At 64.3% G+C, this 16,775-nt stretch carries 20 protein-coding genes; 8 read left to right on the top strand and 12 right to left on the bottom strand.

Annotated features, from left to right (window positions below; translation table 11 throughout):
• Positions 1-54 precede the first annotated feature (54 nt).
• Positions 55-1,359, top strand: coding sequence for a sorbosone dehydrogenase family protein (locus E8M79_RS15825; RefSeq protein WP_137152816.1), 1,305 nt, complete (start codon positions 55-57; stop codon positions 1,357-1,359).
• A gap of 91 nt (positions 1,360-1,450) precedes the next feature.
• Here E8M79_RS15825 and pth read toward each other — a convergent pair whose 3' ends face one another.
• From pth to lgt, 10 genes are all read right to left on the bottom strand, one after another.
• Positions 1,451-2,155, bottom strand: coding sequence for an aminoacyl-tRNA hydrolase (pth, locus tag E8M79_RS15820; protein ID WP_137152815.1), 705 nt, complete (start codon positions 2,153-2,155; stop codon positions 1,451-1,453).
• A 70-nt stretch (positions 2,156-2,225) separates the two neighbouring features.
• Entirely contained in the window at positions 2,226-2,834 is a 609-nt protein-coding gene (locus E8M79_RS15815) for a 50S ribosomal protein L25/general stress protein Ctc (RefSeq protein ID WP_137152814.1), read from the bottom strand.
• A 125-nt stretch (positions 2,835-2,959) separates the two neighbouring features.
• Positions 2,960-4,198 (bottom strand): DUF6596 domain-containing protein, encoded by a 1,239-nt coding sequence (locus E8M79_RS15810; protein ID WP_137152813.1) that lies wholly within the window; start codon positions 4,196-4,198, stop codon positions 2,960-2,962.
• Positions 4,195-4,536 carry a YciI family protein gene (locus E8M79_RS15805; protein WP_137152812.1) on the bottom strand — a complete coding sequence of 114 codons (342 nt, stop codon included), beginning with the start codon at positions 4,534-4,536 and terminating at the stop codon, positions 4,195-4,197. The genes E8M79_RS15810 and E8M79_RS15805 overlap by 4 nt, the downstream gene beginning before the upstream one ends.
• A gap of 11 nt (positions 4,537-4,547) precedes the next feature.
• Positions 4,548-4,895: a YciI family protein gene (locus tag E8M79_RS15800; protein ID WP_137152811.1), complete on the bottom strand. Its 348-nt coding sequence runs from the start codon at positions 4,893-4,895 to the stop codon at positions 4,548-4,550.
• Between the two features lie 108 nt (positions 4,896-5,003).
• Positions 5,004-5,348 (bottom strand): YciI family protein, encoded by a 345-nt coding sequence (locus E8M79_RS15795; RefSeq protein ID WP_137152810.1) that lies wholly within the window; start codon positions 5,346-5,348, stop codon positions 5,004-5,006.
• A gap of 73 nt (positions 5,349-5,421) precedes the next feature.
• Positions 5,422-6,354, bottom strand: coding sequence for a ribose-phosphate pyrophosphokinase (locus E8M79_RS15790; protein ID WP_137152809.1), 933 nt, complete (start codon positions 6,352-6,354; stop codon positions 5,422-5,424).
• Positions 6,355-6,467: 113 nt separating this feature from the next.
• Positions 6,468-7,238, bottom strand: coding sequence for a peptidoglycan editing factor PgeF (gene pgeF, locus E8M79_RS15785; RefSeq protein WP_137152808.1), 771 nt, complete (start codon positions 7,236-7,238; stop codon positions 6,468-6,470).
• Positions 7,238-8,317: an SAM-dependent methyltransferase gene (locus E8M79_RS15780; RefSeq protein ID WP_137152807.1), complete on the bottom strand. Its 1,080-nt coding sequence runs from the start codon at positions 8,315-8,317 to the stop codon at positions 7,238-7,240. The genes pgeF and E8M79_RS15780 overlap by 1 nt, the downstream gene beginning before the upstream one ends.
• A 112-nt stretch (positions 8,318-8,429) precedes the next feature.
• Positions 8,430-9,260, bottom strand: a complete 831-nt coding sequence (gene lgt / locus E8M79_RS15775; protein WP_137152806.1) for a prolipoprotein diacylglyceryl transferase — start codon at positions 9,258-9,260, stop codon at positions 8,430-8,432.
• Positions 9,261-9,366: 106 nt separating this feature from the next.
• On the opposite strand from lgt, the gene E8M79_RS15770 reads away from it, so the two are divergent.
• The 4 genes from E8M79_RS15770 to proC all read left to right on the top strand — a co-directional run bounded on the left by E8M79_RS15770 (position 9,367) and on the right by proC (position 11,920).
• Positions 9,367-9,621, top strand: coding sequence for an accessory factor UbiK family protein (locus tag E8M79_RS15770; RefSeq protein ID WP_137152805.1), 255 nt, complete (start codon positions 9,367-9,369; stop codon positions 9,619-9,621).
• Positions 9,622-9,624: 3 nt separating this feature from the next.
• Positions 9,625-10,347 (top strand): metallophosphoesterase family protein, encoded by a 723-nt coding sequence (locus E8M79_RS15765; protein WP_137152804.1) that lies wholly within the window; start codon positions 9,625-9,627, stop codon positions 10,345-10,347.
• A gap of 251 nt (positions 10,348-10,598) precedes the next feature.
• A complete protein-coding gene (locus E8M79_RS15760; RefSeq protein WP_137152803.1) occupies positions 10,599-11,099 on the top strand; it encodes a YbjN domain-containing protein in 501 nt (166 codons plus the stop codon).
• Positions 11,096-11,920, top strand: coding sequence for a pyrroline-5-carboxylate reductase (gene proC / locus E8M79_RS15755; RefSeq protein WP_137152802.1), 825 nt, complete (start codon positions 11,096-11,098; stop codon positions 11,918-11,920). The genes E8M79_RS15760 and proC overlap by 4 nt, the downstream gene beginning before the upstream one ends.
• Before the next feature lie 65 nt (positions 11,921-11,985).
• Here the strand turns inward: proC and E8M79_RS15750 are convergent, their stop codons facing one another.
• Positions 11,986-12,195, bottom strand: coding sequence for a cold-shock protein (locus E8M79_RS15750; RefSeq protein WP_137152801.1), 210 nt, complete (start codon positions 12,193-12,195; stop codon positions 11,986-11,988).
• A gap of 512 nt (positions 12,196-12,707) precedes the next feature.
• Between E8M79_RS15750 and E8M79_RS15745 the strand changes: the two genes are divergently transcribed.
• The 3 genes from E8M79_RS15745 (at position 12,708) to ltaE (ending at position 15,830) form a co-directional block, all read left to right on the top strand.
• The gene (locus tag E8M79_RS15745) at positions 12,708-13,652 is read left to right on the top strand and encodes a methyltransferase (protein ID WP_137152800.1); all 945 of its coding nucleotides are present in this window, start codon (positions 12,708-12,710) and stop codon (positions 13,650-13,652) included.
• A 90-nt stretch (positions 13,653-13,742) separates the two neighbouring features.
• Positions 13,743-14,741, top strand: coding sequence for an HD domain-containing phosphohydrolase (locus tag E8M79_RS15740; RefSeq protein WP_171015890.1), 999 nt, complete (start codon positions 13,743-13,745; stop codon positions 14,739-14,741).
• A gap of 45 nt (positions 14,742-14,786) precedes the next feature.
• The gene (gene ltaE, locus E8M79_RS15735; protein ID WP_248305016.1) at positions 14,787-15,830 is read left to right on the top strand and encodes a low-specificity L-threonine aldolase; all 1,044 of its coding nucleotides are present in this window, start codon (positions 14,787-14,789) and stop codon (positions 15,828-15,830) included.
• A 26-nt stretch (positions 15,831-15,856) separates the two neighbouring features.
• On the opposite strand, the gene E8M79_RS15730 is transcribed toward ltaE, so the two are convergent.
• The gene (locus tag E8M79_RS15730) at positions 15,857-16,774 is read right to left on the bottom strand and encodes a hypothetical protein (protein WP_137152798.1); all 918 of its coding nucleotides are present in this window, start codon (positions 16,772-16,774) and stop codon (positions 15,857-15,859) included.
• Position 16,775: the final 1 nt, after the last annotated feature.

Genomic DNA, 16,775 nt, shown 5'->3' with positions numbered 1-16,775 from the left:
CTAACATAATTCCCCTGCATCCTATTCTCTCCCGTTCCCTGTCGGAGGCGTCGCATGAACCTCATTCTCGTTTTGGTCATCCTGGCCGCCCTGATCGCCGCTGGCGCCTGGTATTATTATCGTGGCCGCCACATGGGCTCGTTCGCCCAGGCTGTGGGCACGGCGCCGGCCATTCCCGAGGCCAAGCCGCAGGGCGCCATTCCCATGCTCAAGATGCCGACCGCCAAGGGCTGGGACAAGGGCGAGAAGCCGACGGTGGCGGCAGGCCTCAAGGTCACGCCCTTCGCGCTTAATCTCAAGCATCCGCGCTGGGCCTATGTGCTGCCCAATGGCGATGTGCTGATCGCCGAATCGGCCGGCATTCCCGGCACGCCCAAGAATATCCGCGACTATGCGATGAACCGGGTGATGGCCCGCGCCGGCGCCACGCGCCCGAGCGCCAACCAGATTACCCTGTTGCGCGATGCCGATGGTGATGGTGTGCCTGAAGTGCGCGAAGTGTTCATGAGCGGGCTCAACCAGCCCTTCGGCATGGCCCTGGTGGGTGACCAGCTCTATATCGGCAATACCGATAGCGTGGTGGCCTATCCCTATGTCACCGGCCAGACGCGCATTACCGCGCCGGGCAAGACGCTGATGACCATGAAGCCGGGCGGGCACTGGACGCGCAATCTGCTCGCCAATGCCGATGGCACCAAGCTCTATGTCGCGGTGGGTTCGCTGAGCAATATTGCCGAAAGCGGCATGGAGGTCGAAGAGGGCCGCGCCTGCATTTTCGAGCTGGACCTGGTGACCGGTCATCATCGCGAATTTGCCGGCGGCCTGCGCAATCCGGTGGGCATGGCCTGGGAGCCGACCAATGGCATGCTGTGGACCGTGGTCAACGAGCGCGACGGGCTGGGTGACGAGACCCCGCCGGATTATCTGACCTCGGTCAAGGATGGCGGCTTTTATGGCTGGCCCTTCAGCTATTGGGGCCAGACGGTGGATGATCGCGTGCCGCAGAATGCCGCGCTGGTGGCCCGCGCGACCGCGCCGGACTATGCGCTGGGTGGCCATACGGCCTCGCTGGGCCTGTGCTGGGCGCCGCAGGGCACGCTGGGCGCGCTGCCGGCCGGCATGGTCATCGGCCAGCATGGCTCGTGGAACCGCAGCAAGCTGAGCGGCTACAAGGTGATCCTGGTGCCCTTCGCCAATGGCATGCCGAGCGGCCAGCCGATCGACCTGCTCGGCGGCTTCCTGGCCGAGGACGAAAAGTTCTCGCGCGGCCGCCCGGTGGGTGTCGCCGTCGCCAAGGATGGTGCGCTGCTGGCGGTGGACGACGTGGGCGACGCCGTCTGGCGCGTCACGGTCGCCTAAGCCGATGATCGCGACCACAATTTATGGCCCGGGTTCCCAAATGGGAGCCCGGGCCTTTTTTTGTCTGGTTGATGCATCGCCGACGAGGGCGTCAGTCGTCCTTGCCCAGGAGCTTTTTGAGCATGTCGGCCATGGGGCCAGTCTTGGGTACTTCGGCCTGCGGCTTGGCGGGGCGGGCCTGCCTGATATGGCTCTGGGCCTTGGGCGCGGGCTTGGCTTCTGGTTCGTCCGAACCTTTGGTGGCCAGCGCCAGCTTGTTCATGAAGCCGCTGTCATCGCCGGCCAGCAGCAGGCCAATATGCCGAGCAATGCCGTCCAGCAGGGGCTCGAGCCAGGACTGGTCGGCCTTGGCGAAGTCGCCCAGCACATGGTTGGTGACGTATTCCTTGCCCGGATGGCCAATGCCGAGGCGCACGCGCTTGTAGTCGAGCCCGATCTGCGGATCGATGGAGCGCAGGCCATTGTGGCCGCCATTGCCGCCACCGACCTTGACCCGCACCTTGCCGGGGGCGAGGTCGAGTTCGTCGTAGAGCACGATGATGTCTGATGGCGCGATCTTGTAGAACTGGGCGACCTGCTGCACGCTGTCGCCAGAGCGGTTCATGAAGGTCTGCGGCTTGAGCAGCAGCACCTTCTCACCATCGATGGTGCCTTCGGCCAATTGGCCGGCATGCTTGGCGCGAAACTGGGTGATGCCATGCTGGCGCGCCACGGCATCGAGCGCCATGAAGCCGATGTTGTGGCGGTTGCCCGCATATTGGCTGCCCGGATTGCCCAGGCCGACAAGCAGTTTCATGACCCACTCCGCAAACGAAAGAGGCGGCCCGAAGGCCGCCTCGAACTTGTAGCATAAACCGGCGGCGCGATTACTCGGCCGAGGCTTCGCCTTCGCCAGCCGACTTGAGGGCGGACGGGGCCACGATGGTGGCGATCGTCACGTCTTCTTCGTGGCTGTGGTCGACAGCGCCGGAGGGCAGCTTGATCGAAGAAATGTGGATGGTGTCGCCGATGTCCAGACCCGTCAGGTCGACGATGACTTCCTCGGGGATATTGTCGGCCGAGACGGTCAGGTCGAGCGTGTGGTGCACAACGTTGAGCGTGCCGCCGCGCTTGATGCCCGGGGAGGCTTCTTCATTGATGAAGTTCACATGCACCTGGACGTTGAGCTTGGTGCTCTTGCCGACGCGCAGGAAGTCGATGTGGATCGGGAAATCCTTGACGGGATCAAGCTGGTAATCACGGGGGATCACGCGGTGCTTGGTGCCGTCAACATCGAGCTCGATGATGTGGCTGAGGAAGCCGCCAGCGTAGATGTGCTTGTGCGCATCCTTGTAGGCGAGGGCGATGGTGACGGGGGCCTTCTTGTCACCGTAGATAACAGCAGGAACGAGTCCCTGACGACGCAGTTCGCGAGCGGCCCCCTTGCCAACTCCGTCACGCGCCTGTGCACTGAGCACCTTAGTCGTTGCAGCCATGGAAATATCCATTCTGGTTGGTGTATGCGTCACTACAACAGCATACGCGCCCGTCCTCCAGGGGTGACGAGCGCTTCATGGCGCGGGCTATAGCCCAAACGCAGGCGGTGGGCAAGCCAGAAGGCCTAGCCATCCTGCAGCGCGCTTCGCCGGGCAATCAGGTAGCGCCGCTCGGCCTCGTCAGTGGAGAGGCCCACGGCAATGTTGAACGCCTCCAACGCATCCTGGCGCTGGCCGGCGCGGGCTGCCAGATGGCCACGCGTAGCCCAATAGGGCTGATAGTCGGCCATGCGCGGGTCCGCGGCAAGACTATCGAGACTGGCGAGTGCAGCGTCCGCGCCCAAGGTTTCCGCCAGCGCGGCGGCGCGGTTGAGCACGACGACGGGCGAGTGGGTCAGTTCGAGCAACACCTCGTAGAGCGCGACGACGGCGTCCCAATGCGGCCGGCCAGAGAGACGGCCGGCAACATGGGCGGACTGGATGGCCGCCTCGATCTGGTAGCGGCCGGTGGGACCGGCACGGTTGGCGGCATGCAGCAGCGATTCTGCCGTCCGGATCGCGGCGCGGTCCCACAGGGCGGTATCCTGCGCATCGAGGGGCACAAAGGCGCCGTGGGCGTCGCGCCGGGCCGGGCGGCGGGCCTCGGCATAGAGCATCAGCGCCAGCATGCCCTTGGCTTCGGGCTCGTCAGGCGCCAGGGTCACCACCAGCTGGCCCAGCCAGATGGCCTCACCGGCGAGACGATCAGCGGCCAGCTCGCCGATCTGCGTCCAGCCCTTGGCATAGGCGGCATAGATGGCCTCGAGCACGGCATCGAGCCGCCCGGCCAGATCCTGCCGGTCGGGGATGGCGAAGGCGGCGCCGGCCTCGCGCAACCGCGCCTTGGCGCGGACGAGGCGCTGGCCCATGGTGGCCGGGGGAATGAGAAAGGCCGCCGCGATGTCGGTGGCGGTCAGGCCCAATATGGTCTGCAGGATCAGCGGCGCGCGCATGCCCGGCTCGATAGCCGGGTGGGCGCAGGCGAACATCAGGGCGAGGCGCCTGTCGGGAATGCTGTCCTCCTCCAGGGCGGCGTCATCGAGCTCTTCCCGCATGAGCTGGATATGCGCCTCGCCGGCGCGACGGGTCTGCCGGCGGCGGACGGCATCGGTCTGGCGGCGGCGCGCAACGGTCAGCAGCCAGGCGTCGGGATTGTCGGGGACGCCATCGCTCGGCCAGGACTGCAGGGCGCTGGCGAAGGCCTCCGCCAGCGCATCTTCGGCACCCGCGACATCGCGGGTGCGGGCGGCCAGATAGGCCAGGAGCCGACCATAGCTGTCGCGGGCAACCCGCTCGGCTGTCTGGCGCGCCGCCTCCAGGCTCATTGCGGCCGCGTCGGCCAGATCGGACGCACCTCGACCGTGCCATACTGCGCGCTGGGGCAGCGCGCCGCCCATTGCACAGCCTGCTCGATATCGGGCAGGTCCATCATGAAATAGCCGGCGAACTGCTCCTTGCTCTCCATATAGGGACCATCAAACAGTTCGGTGGTGCCATTGCGCTGGGTGACGGCGCGGCCCTTGCTGGCGTGTTCGAGCCGCAGGCCCGAGGTGCCGCCGGCCTTGGCCAGTGCCTGGTTAAAGGCGGCATAGTCGCCCCAGAGCGATGGCGGGGCGGCTGCCAGAAGGTCGTCGTCGTGGTGGATCAACATCATGAACTGCATGGCTTTTCTCCTCAGCTCTGGACCACGGGGCGCACTTCGATGGTGCCATGGCGGGACGCCGGGCACTGCAGCGCCCAATCCATGGCCGCGTCGAAGTCGGGCGCCTCGATGATGTAGAAACCGCCGAACTGTTCCTTGGTGTCGGCATAGGGGCCGTCGAGCACTTCGGTGCGGCCGTTGCGGATGCGGACGCTGGCGGCATCGGCGGTGGGGCGCAGGCGTTCGCCTGCCACCATGGCGCCAGCCTTGACCAGGGCCATGTTAAAGGCGGCATAGTCGGGCGTCATGCCGGTGGCGTCGGTGGGTGTCGCCTCCATCATGGCGCGTTCATTGCCGTGGATCAGCAGCATAAATTGCATAGGAAAGTCTCCTGTGGTGGCTCGGGTGCTCTCACTCCGATGCAACAATGTCGGAGAGTGCCCGAGCCTTTCGACTCTTCCAGCAGAAAAATGTCAGTCGGGACCAAATTACGGGTGATAGGGGCGAATTTCGATGTGGCCCCAGGTGGCGGCCGGGCACTGGGCGGCCAGAGCCGTGGCCGTATCCATGTCGGGCGCCGAGATGATGAAATAGCCACCGAACTGTTCGCGGGTGTCGGCATAGGGGCCGTCATGCACCTGCAACTCGCCGCCCTGGGTGGTGATGGTGCGGGCCGTATTGGTCATCTGCAGCGCGGCGGTGCCGACAAAGGCACCGGCCTTTTCGAGCACGCCCTGATAGGCCGCCATCTGGGCCATGAAGCCGGCCATCTGGTCAGGCGGGATGGCGCTGCCAGCCTTTTCGTCGGCGAAGAGCATCAGCAGGTAGTTCATGGTCGCGCTCCTTTGTGGGCAACATAGCCCGTCAGGGCAATGTCGCGCGAGATGGAGCGATTTCGACAGTTGGCTAGTCGAACAGACTGGAAACGCTCTGCTCGCTGGCCGTGCGGGCGATGGCTTCGCCGATCAGCGGGGCAATGGCCAGGCGGCGGATATTGCCGGCCAGGCGCTGGGCGTCGGTTTCCTCGATGGAATCGGTGACCACCAGCTCCTTGAGCTTGCTGGCAGCGATGCGCTGAGAGGCGCCTTCGGACAGCACGCCATGGGTAATATAGGCCGAGACCTGCTTGGCGCCGGCCTTGAGCAGGGCTTCGGCGGCGTTCACCAGGGTGCCGCCGCTATCAACGATATCGTCGATCAGGATGCAGGACTGGCCAGAGACATCGCCGATGATGTTCATGACTTCGGACACGCCGGCGCGGGGGCGGCGCTTGTCGACGATCGCGAGATTGGCGCCGATGCGGCTGGCGACATTGCGGGCACGGATCACACCGCCGACGTCGGGCGACACGATCATGACGTTCTTGACGTCGTAATTGTCCTGGATGTCGCGCACCATCACGGGGGCGGCAGTCAGATTGTCGGTTGGGATATCGAAAAAGCCCTGGATCTGGCTGGCATGCAGATCGAGCGTCAGCACGCGGTTGGCGCCGGCCTGGGTGATGAGATTGGCCACCAGCTTCGCCGAAATGGGGGTGCGCGGCGCCGATTTGCGATCCTGCCGGGCATAGCCGAAATAGGGCAGCACGGCGGTGATGCGACGGGCGGAGGAGCGACGGAGCGCATCGGTGAGGATGAGCAGCTCCATCAGATTGTCATTGGCCGGGAAGCTGGTCGACTGCAGGATGAAGGCATCCTCGCCGCGCACATTCTCATGCACTTCGACGTAGACTTCCTTGTCTGCGAAGCGCTTGACCGTGCAATCTGTCAGAGGGAGCTCAAGATAGCTGGCAATAGCCTGGGCAAGGGCCCGGTTGGAGTTGCCGGTCACCAGCTTCATGGGCGCGATCCTGTCTCAACCGGCCTCCGGGATCGAGGCCTTCCAGTTTCGCGGGCAGCTTTAGCGAGTCCCTATCAGACTCGCAACGCCGCAATTGGTCGATAGGTAAAGAATTATGTCAGCCCGATGATGGCGATCTGCCGGCCGGTGCGGGCGTGCTGGTGCGTGGCGCGGCGATGGGAGAAATAGTGCTCGGCATGGGCATAGGTGCAGGCGCCGGCGCGCTCGACTTGTCTGATGCCTGCGGCGTACAGCTGTTCGACGACAAAGCCGGGCAGATCGAAATGCGCCTGCCCGCCGGGCGGCACCGAGAAGTGGTGGGCCCCGCCGGGATGAAGGGCGAGAAAATCGCGCTCGAACTGGGCGCCGACTTCGTAATTGTCGGGATAGATGGTGGGGCCGATGGCAGCGACGATGCGGGCGGGGTCGGCGCCCAGTGCAACCATGGCGTCGATAGTGGTGCCGCAGATGCCGTCGACAGCGCCGCGCCAGCCGGCGTGGGCTGCGCCGATGACGCCGGCTTGCGGGTCGGCCAGCAGGATGGGCGTGCAGTCGGCCGTCAGAATGCCCAACGCCAGGCCCCGGCGATTGGTGACCATGGCGTCAGCGTCGATCAGGGGCTGCGGGGCGGTTGGGCCATCGAGTGTCAGCACGGTGGCGGAGTGGATCTGCCGGGCAAGGCAGAGGGTTGCCGTGTCAAAGCCGAGCTGAGTGGCCACCTCGGCGCGATTGGCGGCAACGGTCTCGGCCAGATCCCCGACAGTGAGCGACATGTTGTTGCCAGCGAAGTCGCCGGTCGAGTGGCCACCCTGGCGACCAAAGAAGCCGTGGTGCAGCCCGGCGATGGCGGCCAGCGCAGGCGATTGTTCAACGGGCGCGCTCATCATTCGAACCCCGGCGGCTGCAGGCCCGGGCTGGCGGCGCAGAAGGCCTTGAACAGATTGCCCATCTGTTCGGGCGCGATCAGGCGCGCCTTGGCGGCGGCGAGCTCGTCAGCCATGCCGGGATTGGCCGCGATCAGGGCGCTGGCGCGCTGGTTGATGCCCATGCGGGTGAGGAATTGGCCCTGCGTGGCCAATGGCTGCACGACAAGGCCTGCACCCTTGGCGACCGTGCCTAGCGCCTCGAAATCGACATGGGCGGACAGGTCCACCTCGCCGGGGGCGTCCAGCACGTCGGCATATTGATGGCGGCGGACGCCCTGGAGGGTTTCGCCGGTCTGGGTGCGGGCATAGCCATAGTCGATGGCCAGGATCGCGCCGCCCTGGGTGGAGATGGTGGTGGCCAGCCGGTTCATCACCTCGCCACTGGCCAGGCCCACTTCGAGCACGGCATTGGGCTCGGCATCGGCAACCACCTCGGGCATGGCCGACGCCGGAATCGGCGTGGGGTTGAGGCCGAAGCGGCGCTGGCCATCGGTGAGCCCCACCATGCGCTCGTGCCAGCCGTGTTCGCCGCGGACGAACTGGCGAATGGGCAGGGCATCGAAGAACTCATTGGCCACCACCAGCAACGGGCCGGGGCCGACCTTGTCGAAGCCGTCAATCCATTTGGCGCCATAGGCTTCAAGGCGGGCATTCTGCTCGGCGATGAGGGCCAGATTGGTTTCAAACAGGCGCAGGTCGAGGGCGTCGCGAAAGCCTTCGGCGCGGCAGGCCACGCGCAGGATATCGGCCATCAGCGTGCCGCGACCGGGGCCGAGCTCGAGCAGCGTGAATGCCTTGGGGCTGCCCATCTGCTGCCAGAGATTGACGAAGAAGAAGCCGATCAGCTCGCCGAACATCTGGCTGATCTCGGGCGCGGTGACGAAATCACCCGCCGCGCCGAGCGGGTCGGCATTGCGATAATAGCCCTTGGTGGGGTGTGTGAGGCACAGGCCCATATAAGTGGCCACCGACATGGGGCCGGTGGTGCGGATCTGCATGTCGATCAGCTCGGGCAGGCTGGGCTTTGGGTCAGTCATGAGCACCTTGATCAGTCACTTGCCGGGTCTGACCCCGGGCCGTCAGAAACCCCATCCGCGGGCCAAAGGGGCATGGACGGGCTTTCTGACAACAGTGGGGCACGCGCCGGTATTATCCCCGCAGGGCGCTTTGCTTGCGGGTGGCAGCATAGACAACAAGGCCCAGGCCGCCCAGTACCAGCGGCAGGCTGAGCACCATGCCCATGGTCAGCCAGCCGCCCCAGAGATAGCCGAGCTGGACATCGGGCAGGCGGACGAACTCGACGGCGATGCGGCTCAGGCCATAGCCGATGCCGAAGATGCCGGCGACGAGGCCCGGGCGACGCAGGCTGTAAAAGACATGGGTGAACACCCGGATCACCAGGAAGAGCAGCAGGCCTTCGAGCGCTGCTTCGTAGAGCTGGCTGGGATGGCGCGGCACCTGATCGGGGTCGGTGGGGAAAATGACGCCCCAGGGCAGGGCGGTGGGCGCGCCATAGAGCTCGGCATTGATGAAATTGGCGATGCGGACCAGGAAAATGCCGATGGTGGCAACCGAGGCAATCAGGTCGAGCGCGCTCAGCCAATTGCCGCCCTTGGAACGGGTGAACAGGATCGCCGCGAGCATCAGCCCGAGCATGCCACCATGGTAGGACATGCCGCCATCGAGTGTATTGATGATCTGGCTGGGATTGGCCAGGTAGAACGGCAGATTGTAGAACAGCACATAGCCGGCGCGGCCGCCGATGACGATGGCCAGCATGGTCCAGAAGGCAAAATCCCAGATGTCGGGCGCCTTGAAGGGCGGCTCGCCCTTGTGCCAGAGACGGGTATTGGCCAGAAGCAGATAGCCATAGGCCGCGCCCAGGCCGACGCCGAACAGATAGCCCAGCGCATACCAGCGGACGGCGAGGGGACCGATGGCAAAGGCGATCGGACTGATATCGGGAAAGGGCACGCTCAGGCTCCTGCGGCAATCGGGCGGACCATTGCCGCTTCGGCCTCTCTGGTCAAGTCGGCAGCCATCCCCTAAGTATCAAGACAACAATGCGAACCATACGGGGTATGCGATGAACCAGAGCAACAGGATCTTTGACGGGCTTGGCCGCGTCATGAACGAGGCCGCTGGCGTCGCCGATGGGGTGCGCCGCGAGGTGGAGACCGTGGTCAAGGGCCAGGCCCAGCGCCTGGTGGTGGACATGGACCTGGTCAAGCGCGAGGATTTCGACGCGCTGCGCGAACTGGTGCAGGTGCAGGGCGAGGAGATCGACGCGCTGCGCCGTGAACTCGCCGAACTCAAGAGCAAGCCCGCCACCGCTCAATAGGGCATGCGGCTCGCCATCATCTCGGATGTGCATGGCAATGTGCTGGCGCTCGATGCAGTGCTGGCAGACATCGCGCATATGGGCGTGGATGCCACGCTGTGCCTTGGCGACCACGTCAGCGGACCGCTCGATCCGGCCGGCGCAGCCGATCGGCTGATGGCGCTCGATGGTCCGGTGATCCGCGGCAATCATGACCGCTGGCTGATTGATCCGCAGGACAAGGGCCTGGACCCAGTGGATCGCTTTGCGCTGATGCGCATGAAGCAGGCGCACCGGGCCTGGCTGGCGGCGCTGCCGGCGACGGCTGTGTTCAATGGCGAGGTTTTCCTCTGCCACGGCACGCCAAAATCGGATGTGATGGCCTGGGTCGATGGCTGGTTTGAAGACCGCCAGACCATTCTGCCGGCGCTGGAAACGGTGACGCGGCTGGCCGAGGGGGTCGACTACCCGATCCTGCTGTGTGGCCACACCCATGTCGCCCGCTCGGTGCGGCTGCTCGACGGGCGGCGGATTATCAATCCCGGCGCGGTGGGGCTGCAATTGGTGCATGGGTCGCCCGATGCGCGCTATGCCATCATCGAGCGGCGCAATGGCGCCTGGTTCACCGATCTGCGCGTCGTGCCCTATGACCACATGGCAGCGGGCGAGCAGGCGCTGGCCAATGGCTTTGCGCCCTGGAAAGCCGCCCTGCAGACCGGCTGGGTCGACGCAACTGGCCTGTTTTGACGCATAAAGGCCTGTTGAGCGACAGTTTGCGTTAACGCTTCGTTAACCCTTCGGCCCCGATCATCATCCACAAGAGAATGGCGTTCCGGCTCTGCGTCGCGTCCCCTGAATCAGAAGGGACGTGTACGGTCTGAGCATTGGGACGATTCGTAAGCCCTTGTGCGGGCATTGAGTTCCCTGAGTACCCGACAGTTGCGCGGCCCATTGGGTCGCATCACTTCAAATACGCGTTGCCAGGACACAATACGTCTATGTCACTTATTCAAGTCGAGATTGATCGCAATGTTCACCCTGTGGACATTATTGAGCACATTGCCTCGATCAATGACTGGACATTCGAGCGCCAGGACGCCGACGAGATTTCCATCTCGGTTCGTGGCGGCTGGAGTGACTATCACGTGTCTTTCAACTGGATGGAAGATCTGGAGAGCCTGCACATCGCCAGCGCTTTCGATCTGAAGGTTCCCGAGGGCCGCCGGGCCGAGATCAAACAGCTGATCAGCCTGATCAACGAGCAGTTGTGGATCGGCCATTTCGACATCTGGAACAAGGAAGGCGTGGTGCTGTTCCGCAACTCCCACCTGCTGACCGGTGGCGCCGATGTGTCGCCGCAGCAATGCGAGGCGCTGCTGCGCTCGGCGACCGACAGTTGCGATCTCTATTATCAGGCATTCCAGTTCGTGGTCTGGGCCGGCAAGACGGCGGCGGATGCGCTGAGCCATGTGATGTTTGAAACCGTGGGTGAAGCATGAGCACCGCCCTCAATTCCATCGGCCCCGTCATGTTGGTGGGCGCCGGCAAGATGGGCCTGGCGCTGGCGAGTGGCTGGCTTGAAGCCGGCCTGTCACCCAACAATTTCATTCTGGTCGATCCATCGCCCGGCCCGGCCGCGCTGGAGCTGGCGGAGGACTATGGCCTGACGCTGAGCCATCAGGCGAGCGGTCTGATGCCCAATGTGCTGGTGCTGGCCGTCAAGCCGCAGATCATCGACGGGGTGATGCAATCGCTGCGCCCGGTGATCGGCCCACATACGCTGGCCATTTCCATCGCCGCGGGCATCGATATTGCCCGGCTGGGTCGCGGGCTGGAAACAGCCCGGATCGTGCGCGCCATGCCCAATACGCCGGCGCAAGTGGGCAAGGGGATTACGGGGCTGGTTGCCGGCGGCGATGTCAGCGCCGCCGACCGCGACACCGCCAATGCGCTGTTGCAGGCGGCCGGGCAGGTGGTTTGGCTGGACAATGAAGGGCAGATTGATGCGGTGACGGCCGTGTCCGGGTCCGGGCCGGCCTATGTGTTCCACATGGTGGAGGCTTTGGCGGCGGCGGCGCGGGCGCAGGGCCTGTCGGACGCAGTAGCCGAGCAGCTGGCGCGCCAGACGGTGATCGGTTCAGCTGCGCTGCTCGACGCCGATGCGACGGCGCCCTCGGTGCTGCGCCAGAATGTGACCTCGCCCAATGGCACGACGGCAGCGGGGCTGGCCGTGCTGATGGGTGAGCCCGGTCTCACCGAGCTCATCGGGCGGACCGTGGATGCAGCGCGAGTGCGCAGCGAAGAGCTGGGCCGCAGCTAGGGCAAGAAAAAGGGCGCGTTCCCTCCTACCGGACGCGCCCCAATTCCGTTTTCGGTCTCGTCAGCTCAAGCAGGCGTGAGATTGTCTGCAGCCGACTTGCCGGTCCGCTTGTCCTTGACGATCTCGTAGTTGATCTTCTGACCTTCATCGAGGCCGTTCAGGCCGGACCGCTGAATGGCGGAGATGTGGACGAAGACGTCCGCCCCGCCTTCGTCGGGCTGAATGAAGCCGTAGCCTTTTTGACCGTTAAACCATTTTACGGTGCCAGTTGCCATGATGCGCGTTCCCTCGTGCAGTCTGCTGGTAGGCAGCCAGGGCCACTATTGGTCCCGGCCAGTAGTGATATCGAAATATCGGAAATTGACGTCAGCAGAGGCGAATGGACGTTCGCAGGTTCAGATCGGTCGGCCGCAATATTCGATCTGGTAACTTTAGCGTCAAAAACTTCGCCGTTCAATACTCCGCCGGATCGAGACGATAGGGGCGGTTCGAACACAGTGCGCAGGCGTCCGGCGCCTGTCAGACATCAAGTAATCGCGCCTGATGGGCAAGACAAGGCGGGATTTGTGACAAGACGATGCCACCTATTGTGCCGTAGTTGTGCAGGGCCGGGCCTGAGGTGACAGACTAGCGGGAGAAACCGTAGCAGGCGCGGCAATGCTGCGCAGTGCGCCGTGCGGATGCGCCGGGGCGGCGGGGCCATCGCAAGCCCCTTGCGTTCCGCTGGATTTTCAGTCAAATCCGCGCGCCGGGCGATTGGGCCCGTTGCTCCCCGAGATCTTTCGTCTTGACCAAGGCGTTTCATTCTTCCGGCGATGTGATTGCCGACCGCCGCGCGGGCTATGCCAAGATGCTGGCTGAGAGCGGCGACCACACTGCCGCAGCCGAACTGATCTCGCAGGCTCTTGAAATTGTTCCGGACTGGGCGGCCGGATGGGACATGTTGGGCCTGTATTGCGACAAGGCCGGCAATGTGGCCGGGGCCATCTCGGCGTGGCGTCATGTCGAGGCGCTTGATGACCTCTGCGTGTTCGGGGCCAGCCTCAAACTAGCCTCGCACGGCGCTGGCCCAGCCGGTGTCGGAACAGCCGTTGGCTATGTCGAGGCGCTGTTCGATCAATATGCGCCCCAGTTCGAGGCGGCGCTGGTGGACCGGCTCGGCTACCAAGTCCCCGAATTGCTGGACGCCCGGTTGAGTACAGTGATGGCCAGCCTGGGGGTTGAGAGATTTGCCACCATGCTCGATCTTGGTTGTGGCACGGGTCTGATGGGCGCGCGCATGCGCGACCGCGTCGATTTTCTTGAGGGAATCGATCTGAGTGCCGCCATGATTGCGGAAGCTGCCCGGCAGCAGCGTTATGATCGGCTCGAAAAGGCGGAACTGGTTGCCTTTCTTGCCGGGCGTGAAGCGCAAACCGACCTGATTACCGCGGCCGATGTGTTCATCTATTGTGGTGCTCTGCCCCCGGTCCTGCGCGCGGCCGTTGGGGCCATGCGCCCGGGTGGTTTGCTGGCATTCTCGCTTGAGGCCCATGATGGGGAGGAGGCAGTGTTTCTGCGCCCCTCGCTGCGCTATGCCCATGGGATCGAAGCGACGCGACAGGCTCTGACGGATGCCGGGCTGGACATATTGCTGTTTGATACGGCAACCCTGCGAATGGATAGGGGCGCGCCGATCACCGGCCTGCTGATTGTCGCTCAACGTCCGGCGGACCGGGGCAATCTGATTTAAATTCTACCGCAAGTGTTATTCGAGTTGCGTTGATCTGGTTCCATGCTGGGTTTAGGCGACGCGGTATGAATGCGTTGCCGGCCGGGGAGCGTGCCGCTGCTGCTGCCGATGCCCCGTCTGGGAGAAACGGACATGGGTGTAGCTTCGATTGACAATGGCGCCTCTGCAATTCCAGTGACGGTCAACATGGCCCTGGCGCGGCTCAAGCACGAGCAGGCCGCGCGCAAGGTGGCAGAGCAGTTTGCCGAGAGCAAGAATCGGGAACTCTCGATTGCGCTCAAGGCGCAGGAGCAACTGCTACGGGGCGGGGTCAAGCTGATGACCGATATTCTGGCAACTGCCCGGCCAGAAGTGTTCCAGAAGGCGGCCAAGGTGCAGCGCTGGACACGACAAATCTCCCGTCACATGACAATCGACAAGGCTTGGGAACTCGATTTGGCGGCGCTGCTGTATCCGATGGGCGTCATCTCATTGCCCGATGATCTCGCGGCAAAGTATGCCGCCGATATTGCGCTGGACGAAGAGGAAGCTCTGCGCATCGAGGAAAGCGCTTTGGTGGCATCGCGACTGATCGCCAATATACCCAGGATGGATGGGGTGGCGCGCGCCGTGTTCTATGCGCGAAAGGGCTATGATGGCTCTGGTTGGCCGATCGACGGCCCCAGCGGCAACGAACTGCCGCAGGCAGCGCGGATTCTGAAGGTTCTGATCGACCTGGCCGATGCCGCAACAGGCGCATCGCGCACGCGTGACGATGCGTTCCGCAAGCTGGCGCAAAGTCATGCCCGCTATGATCCGGAGATATTTGCGGTAGCGCGCACCGTATTGATGGTCATTGAGCCGACACCCAGCGAAGGCATGGTTTCCATTCGGCCGATGCTGGCGCGCACCGGCGACGTGCTCGTCAAGGATCTGACCGATCAGGACGGGCGGCTGCTGCTCTCGGCCGGCACTGAACTGACCGAGCTGAGCGCACACCGGCTCTTGTCTCTGGCCCAGTCCCATGCCTTGCCCGCGAGCATTCTGGTTCTGCGCAACACCAAATCGAGCAATGTGTCGGAGGATCTGCCAAGCGAGGAGCTCTTCTAGGGCTGTCTAGCTACCATCGGTCGGTGGTTCAGCTATGGTTGCGCCATGTCACCTGCCGAAAGCCGCACCATGAACGCCATCCGCTTCGACTTCCGCTCCGATACCGTCACCCAGCCATCCCCCGGCATGCGCAAGGCCATGGGCGAGGCGGAAGTGGGCGATGATGTGTTTGGCGATGACCCGACGGTCAAGCGGCTGGAACAGCGGATGGCGACGATGCTGGGCAAGGATGCGGCCCTGTTCGTGCCATCGGGCACGCAGTCGAACCTGTTGGCCCTGATGAGCCATTGCGGGCGGGGCGATGAATATATCGCCGGGCAGCAGGCCCATCTCTATCACCACGAGGCCGGGGGCGCGGCGGTGCTGGGCTCGATCCAGCCACAGCCGATTGCGCATCAGCCTGACGGGACGCTGGCGCTGGCCGATATCGAGGCGGCCATCAAGCCCGATGACAGCCACTATGCCCGCACGCGGGTGATCGCGCTGGAGAACACCTTTGGCGGGCGGGCGCTGCCGATGGCCTATATGACCAGCGTTGCCGAGATTGCCCGGCGCCATGGCCTGGGCCTGCATCTGGATGGGGCACGGGCCTTCAATGCCTGTACGGCGCTGGGCGTCGGCATTGCCGAATTCACGGCGGCCTTCGACACGGTATCGATCTGCCTCTCCAAGGGCCTGGGGGCGCCGGTGGGTTCGGTGCTGGTTGGTCGGCAGGATCTGATTGATGCCGCGCGTCGCACCCGCAAGATGCTGGGCGGTGGCATGCGGCAGTCCGGCATTCTTGCGGCAGCCGGGCTCTATGCCCTGGACCACAACATTGCCCGACTGGGCGATGACCATCGTCGCGCCAAGCGCTTGGCCGAGGGGCTGTCGGCTCATCCGGCCATACGCCTCGCCATGCCGGACACCAATATCATCTTCGTGGACATGGACCCCGAGGTCGGCCAGCGCTTCATGGCCTTCCTCAAGGCGCGGGGCGTGGGCATCACCGGCACTTATGGCCAGCAGCGCTGGGTGACCCATCTCGATGTCGATGATGCCACGGTCGAGGGTGCGCTGGAGCAGGTCGCCGCCTTCTTCGCGGCTTAGGATGGCGGCCTGATCGCGGCGGGGCTTCAGCGCGGTTTTGTGGCCTGCATCAGCCAGACCTGGCCGATTACACCGATATAGCGGTAGGCCAGTTCGGACATGGAATCGTCGTTGAGCAGGGTTTCGTGCCAGTCCGTCGCGATGCTGTCGTCCTGACCCAGATTGCGATCGATGCCGATAAAGCGATAGGGCGTTGCGTCGCGTGCAGCCTCGGGGTGTTCGCCGCCGGTCCACTGATAGCTGCCCGATTCAGCGCTGGCCCAATAGCCCAGCACCGCAATCTGGGCGATCGTCGCGGCTGGGGTGGCAATCCCCGTCCCATCAGACGGGTAGAGTTCGGGCCAGCTTGGGAGTGTCCCGTCTATCTCCGTCCAGTCCATCGGGTGGTTGTCTTCGGCATCCAGCGCGAGGCAGGGCTGGCCAAGGCAATCATCCTTGGCCGCTTCCTCGGGCGAGATGACCCGCACGCTCGCCTCGACGAGTACAGCGACATTGTTCATCATCGGCTGGAACACGAAGCGCCAGGCCTTGTGTTCGCCTTCGCCGAAATCGGCGACATCAGCAGTGTCTTCCACACCATAGGCGTCGACGGTCTCGGCGTGGAGGGGCGCTGCCATATTATAGTGGCGCACTTCAATGAAGCTGACCGGCGTGCCGTCCTCGGCGATCACTTCGCCATAGCTGATGGCGCTGCGGGTCCGCGTGGAGCCGATGCCGGTTTCGGCGATCAGCATCGCCTTTTCCAGCGGTCCCACCGCGCCGCCCGGCGAGACGCTATCCTGATCGAGCCAGTTTTGGTCGAGCCGGTTATTCAGACCGGCGACATCCTGCGTCGCAAACCCGGGGGCGCCCACGAAGTTGACAATCTGCTCGTCCAGCGTCTGCGCGGCAGCCACAGCGGTGGTGGTGAGCAGCAGGCCCAGTGCGGCTGCGTATCGGATCATC

Origin of the sequence: Devosia sp. FKR38, from assembly GCF_005222805.1 — a bacterium.
GTDB lineage: Bacteria > Pseudomonadota > Alphaproteobacteria > Rhizobiales > Devosiaceae > Devosia.
Note: the sequence above shows the minus strand (reverse complement) of the source record. Positions and strands in the feature narration are given on the sequence as shown.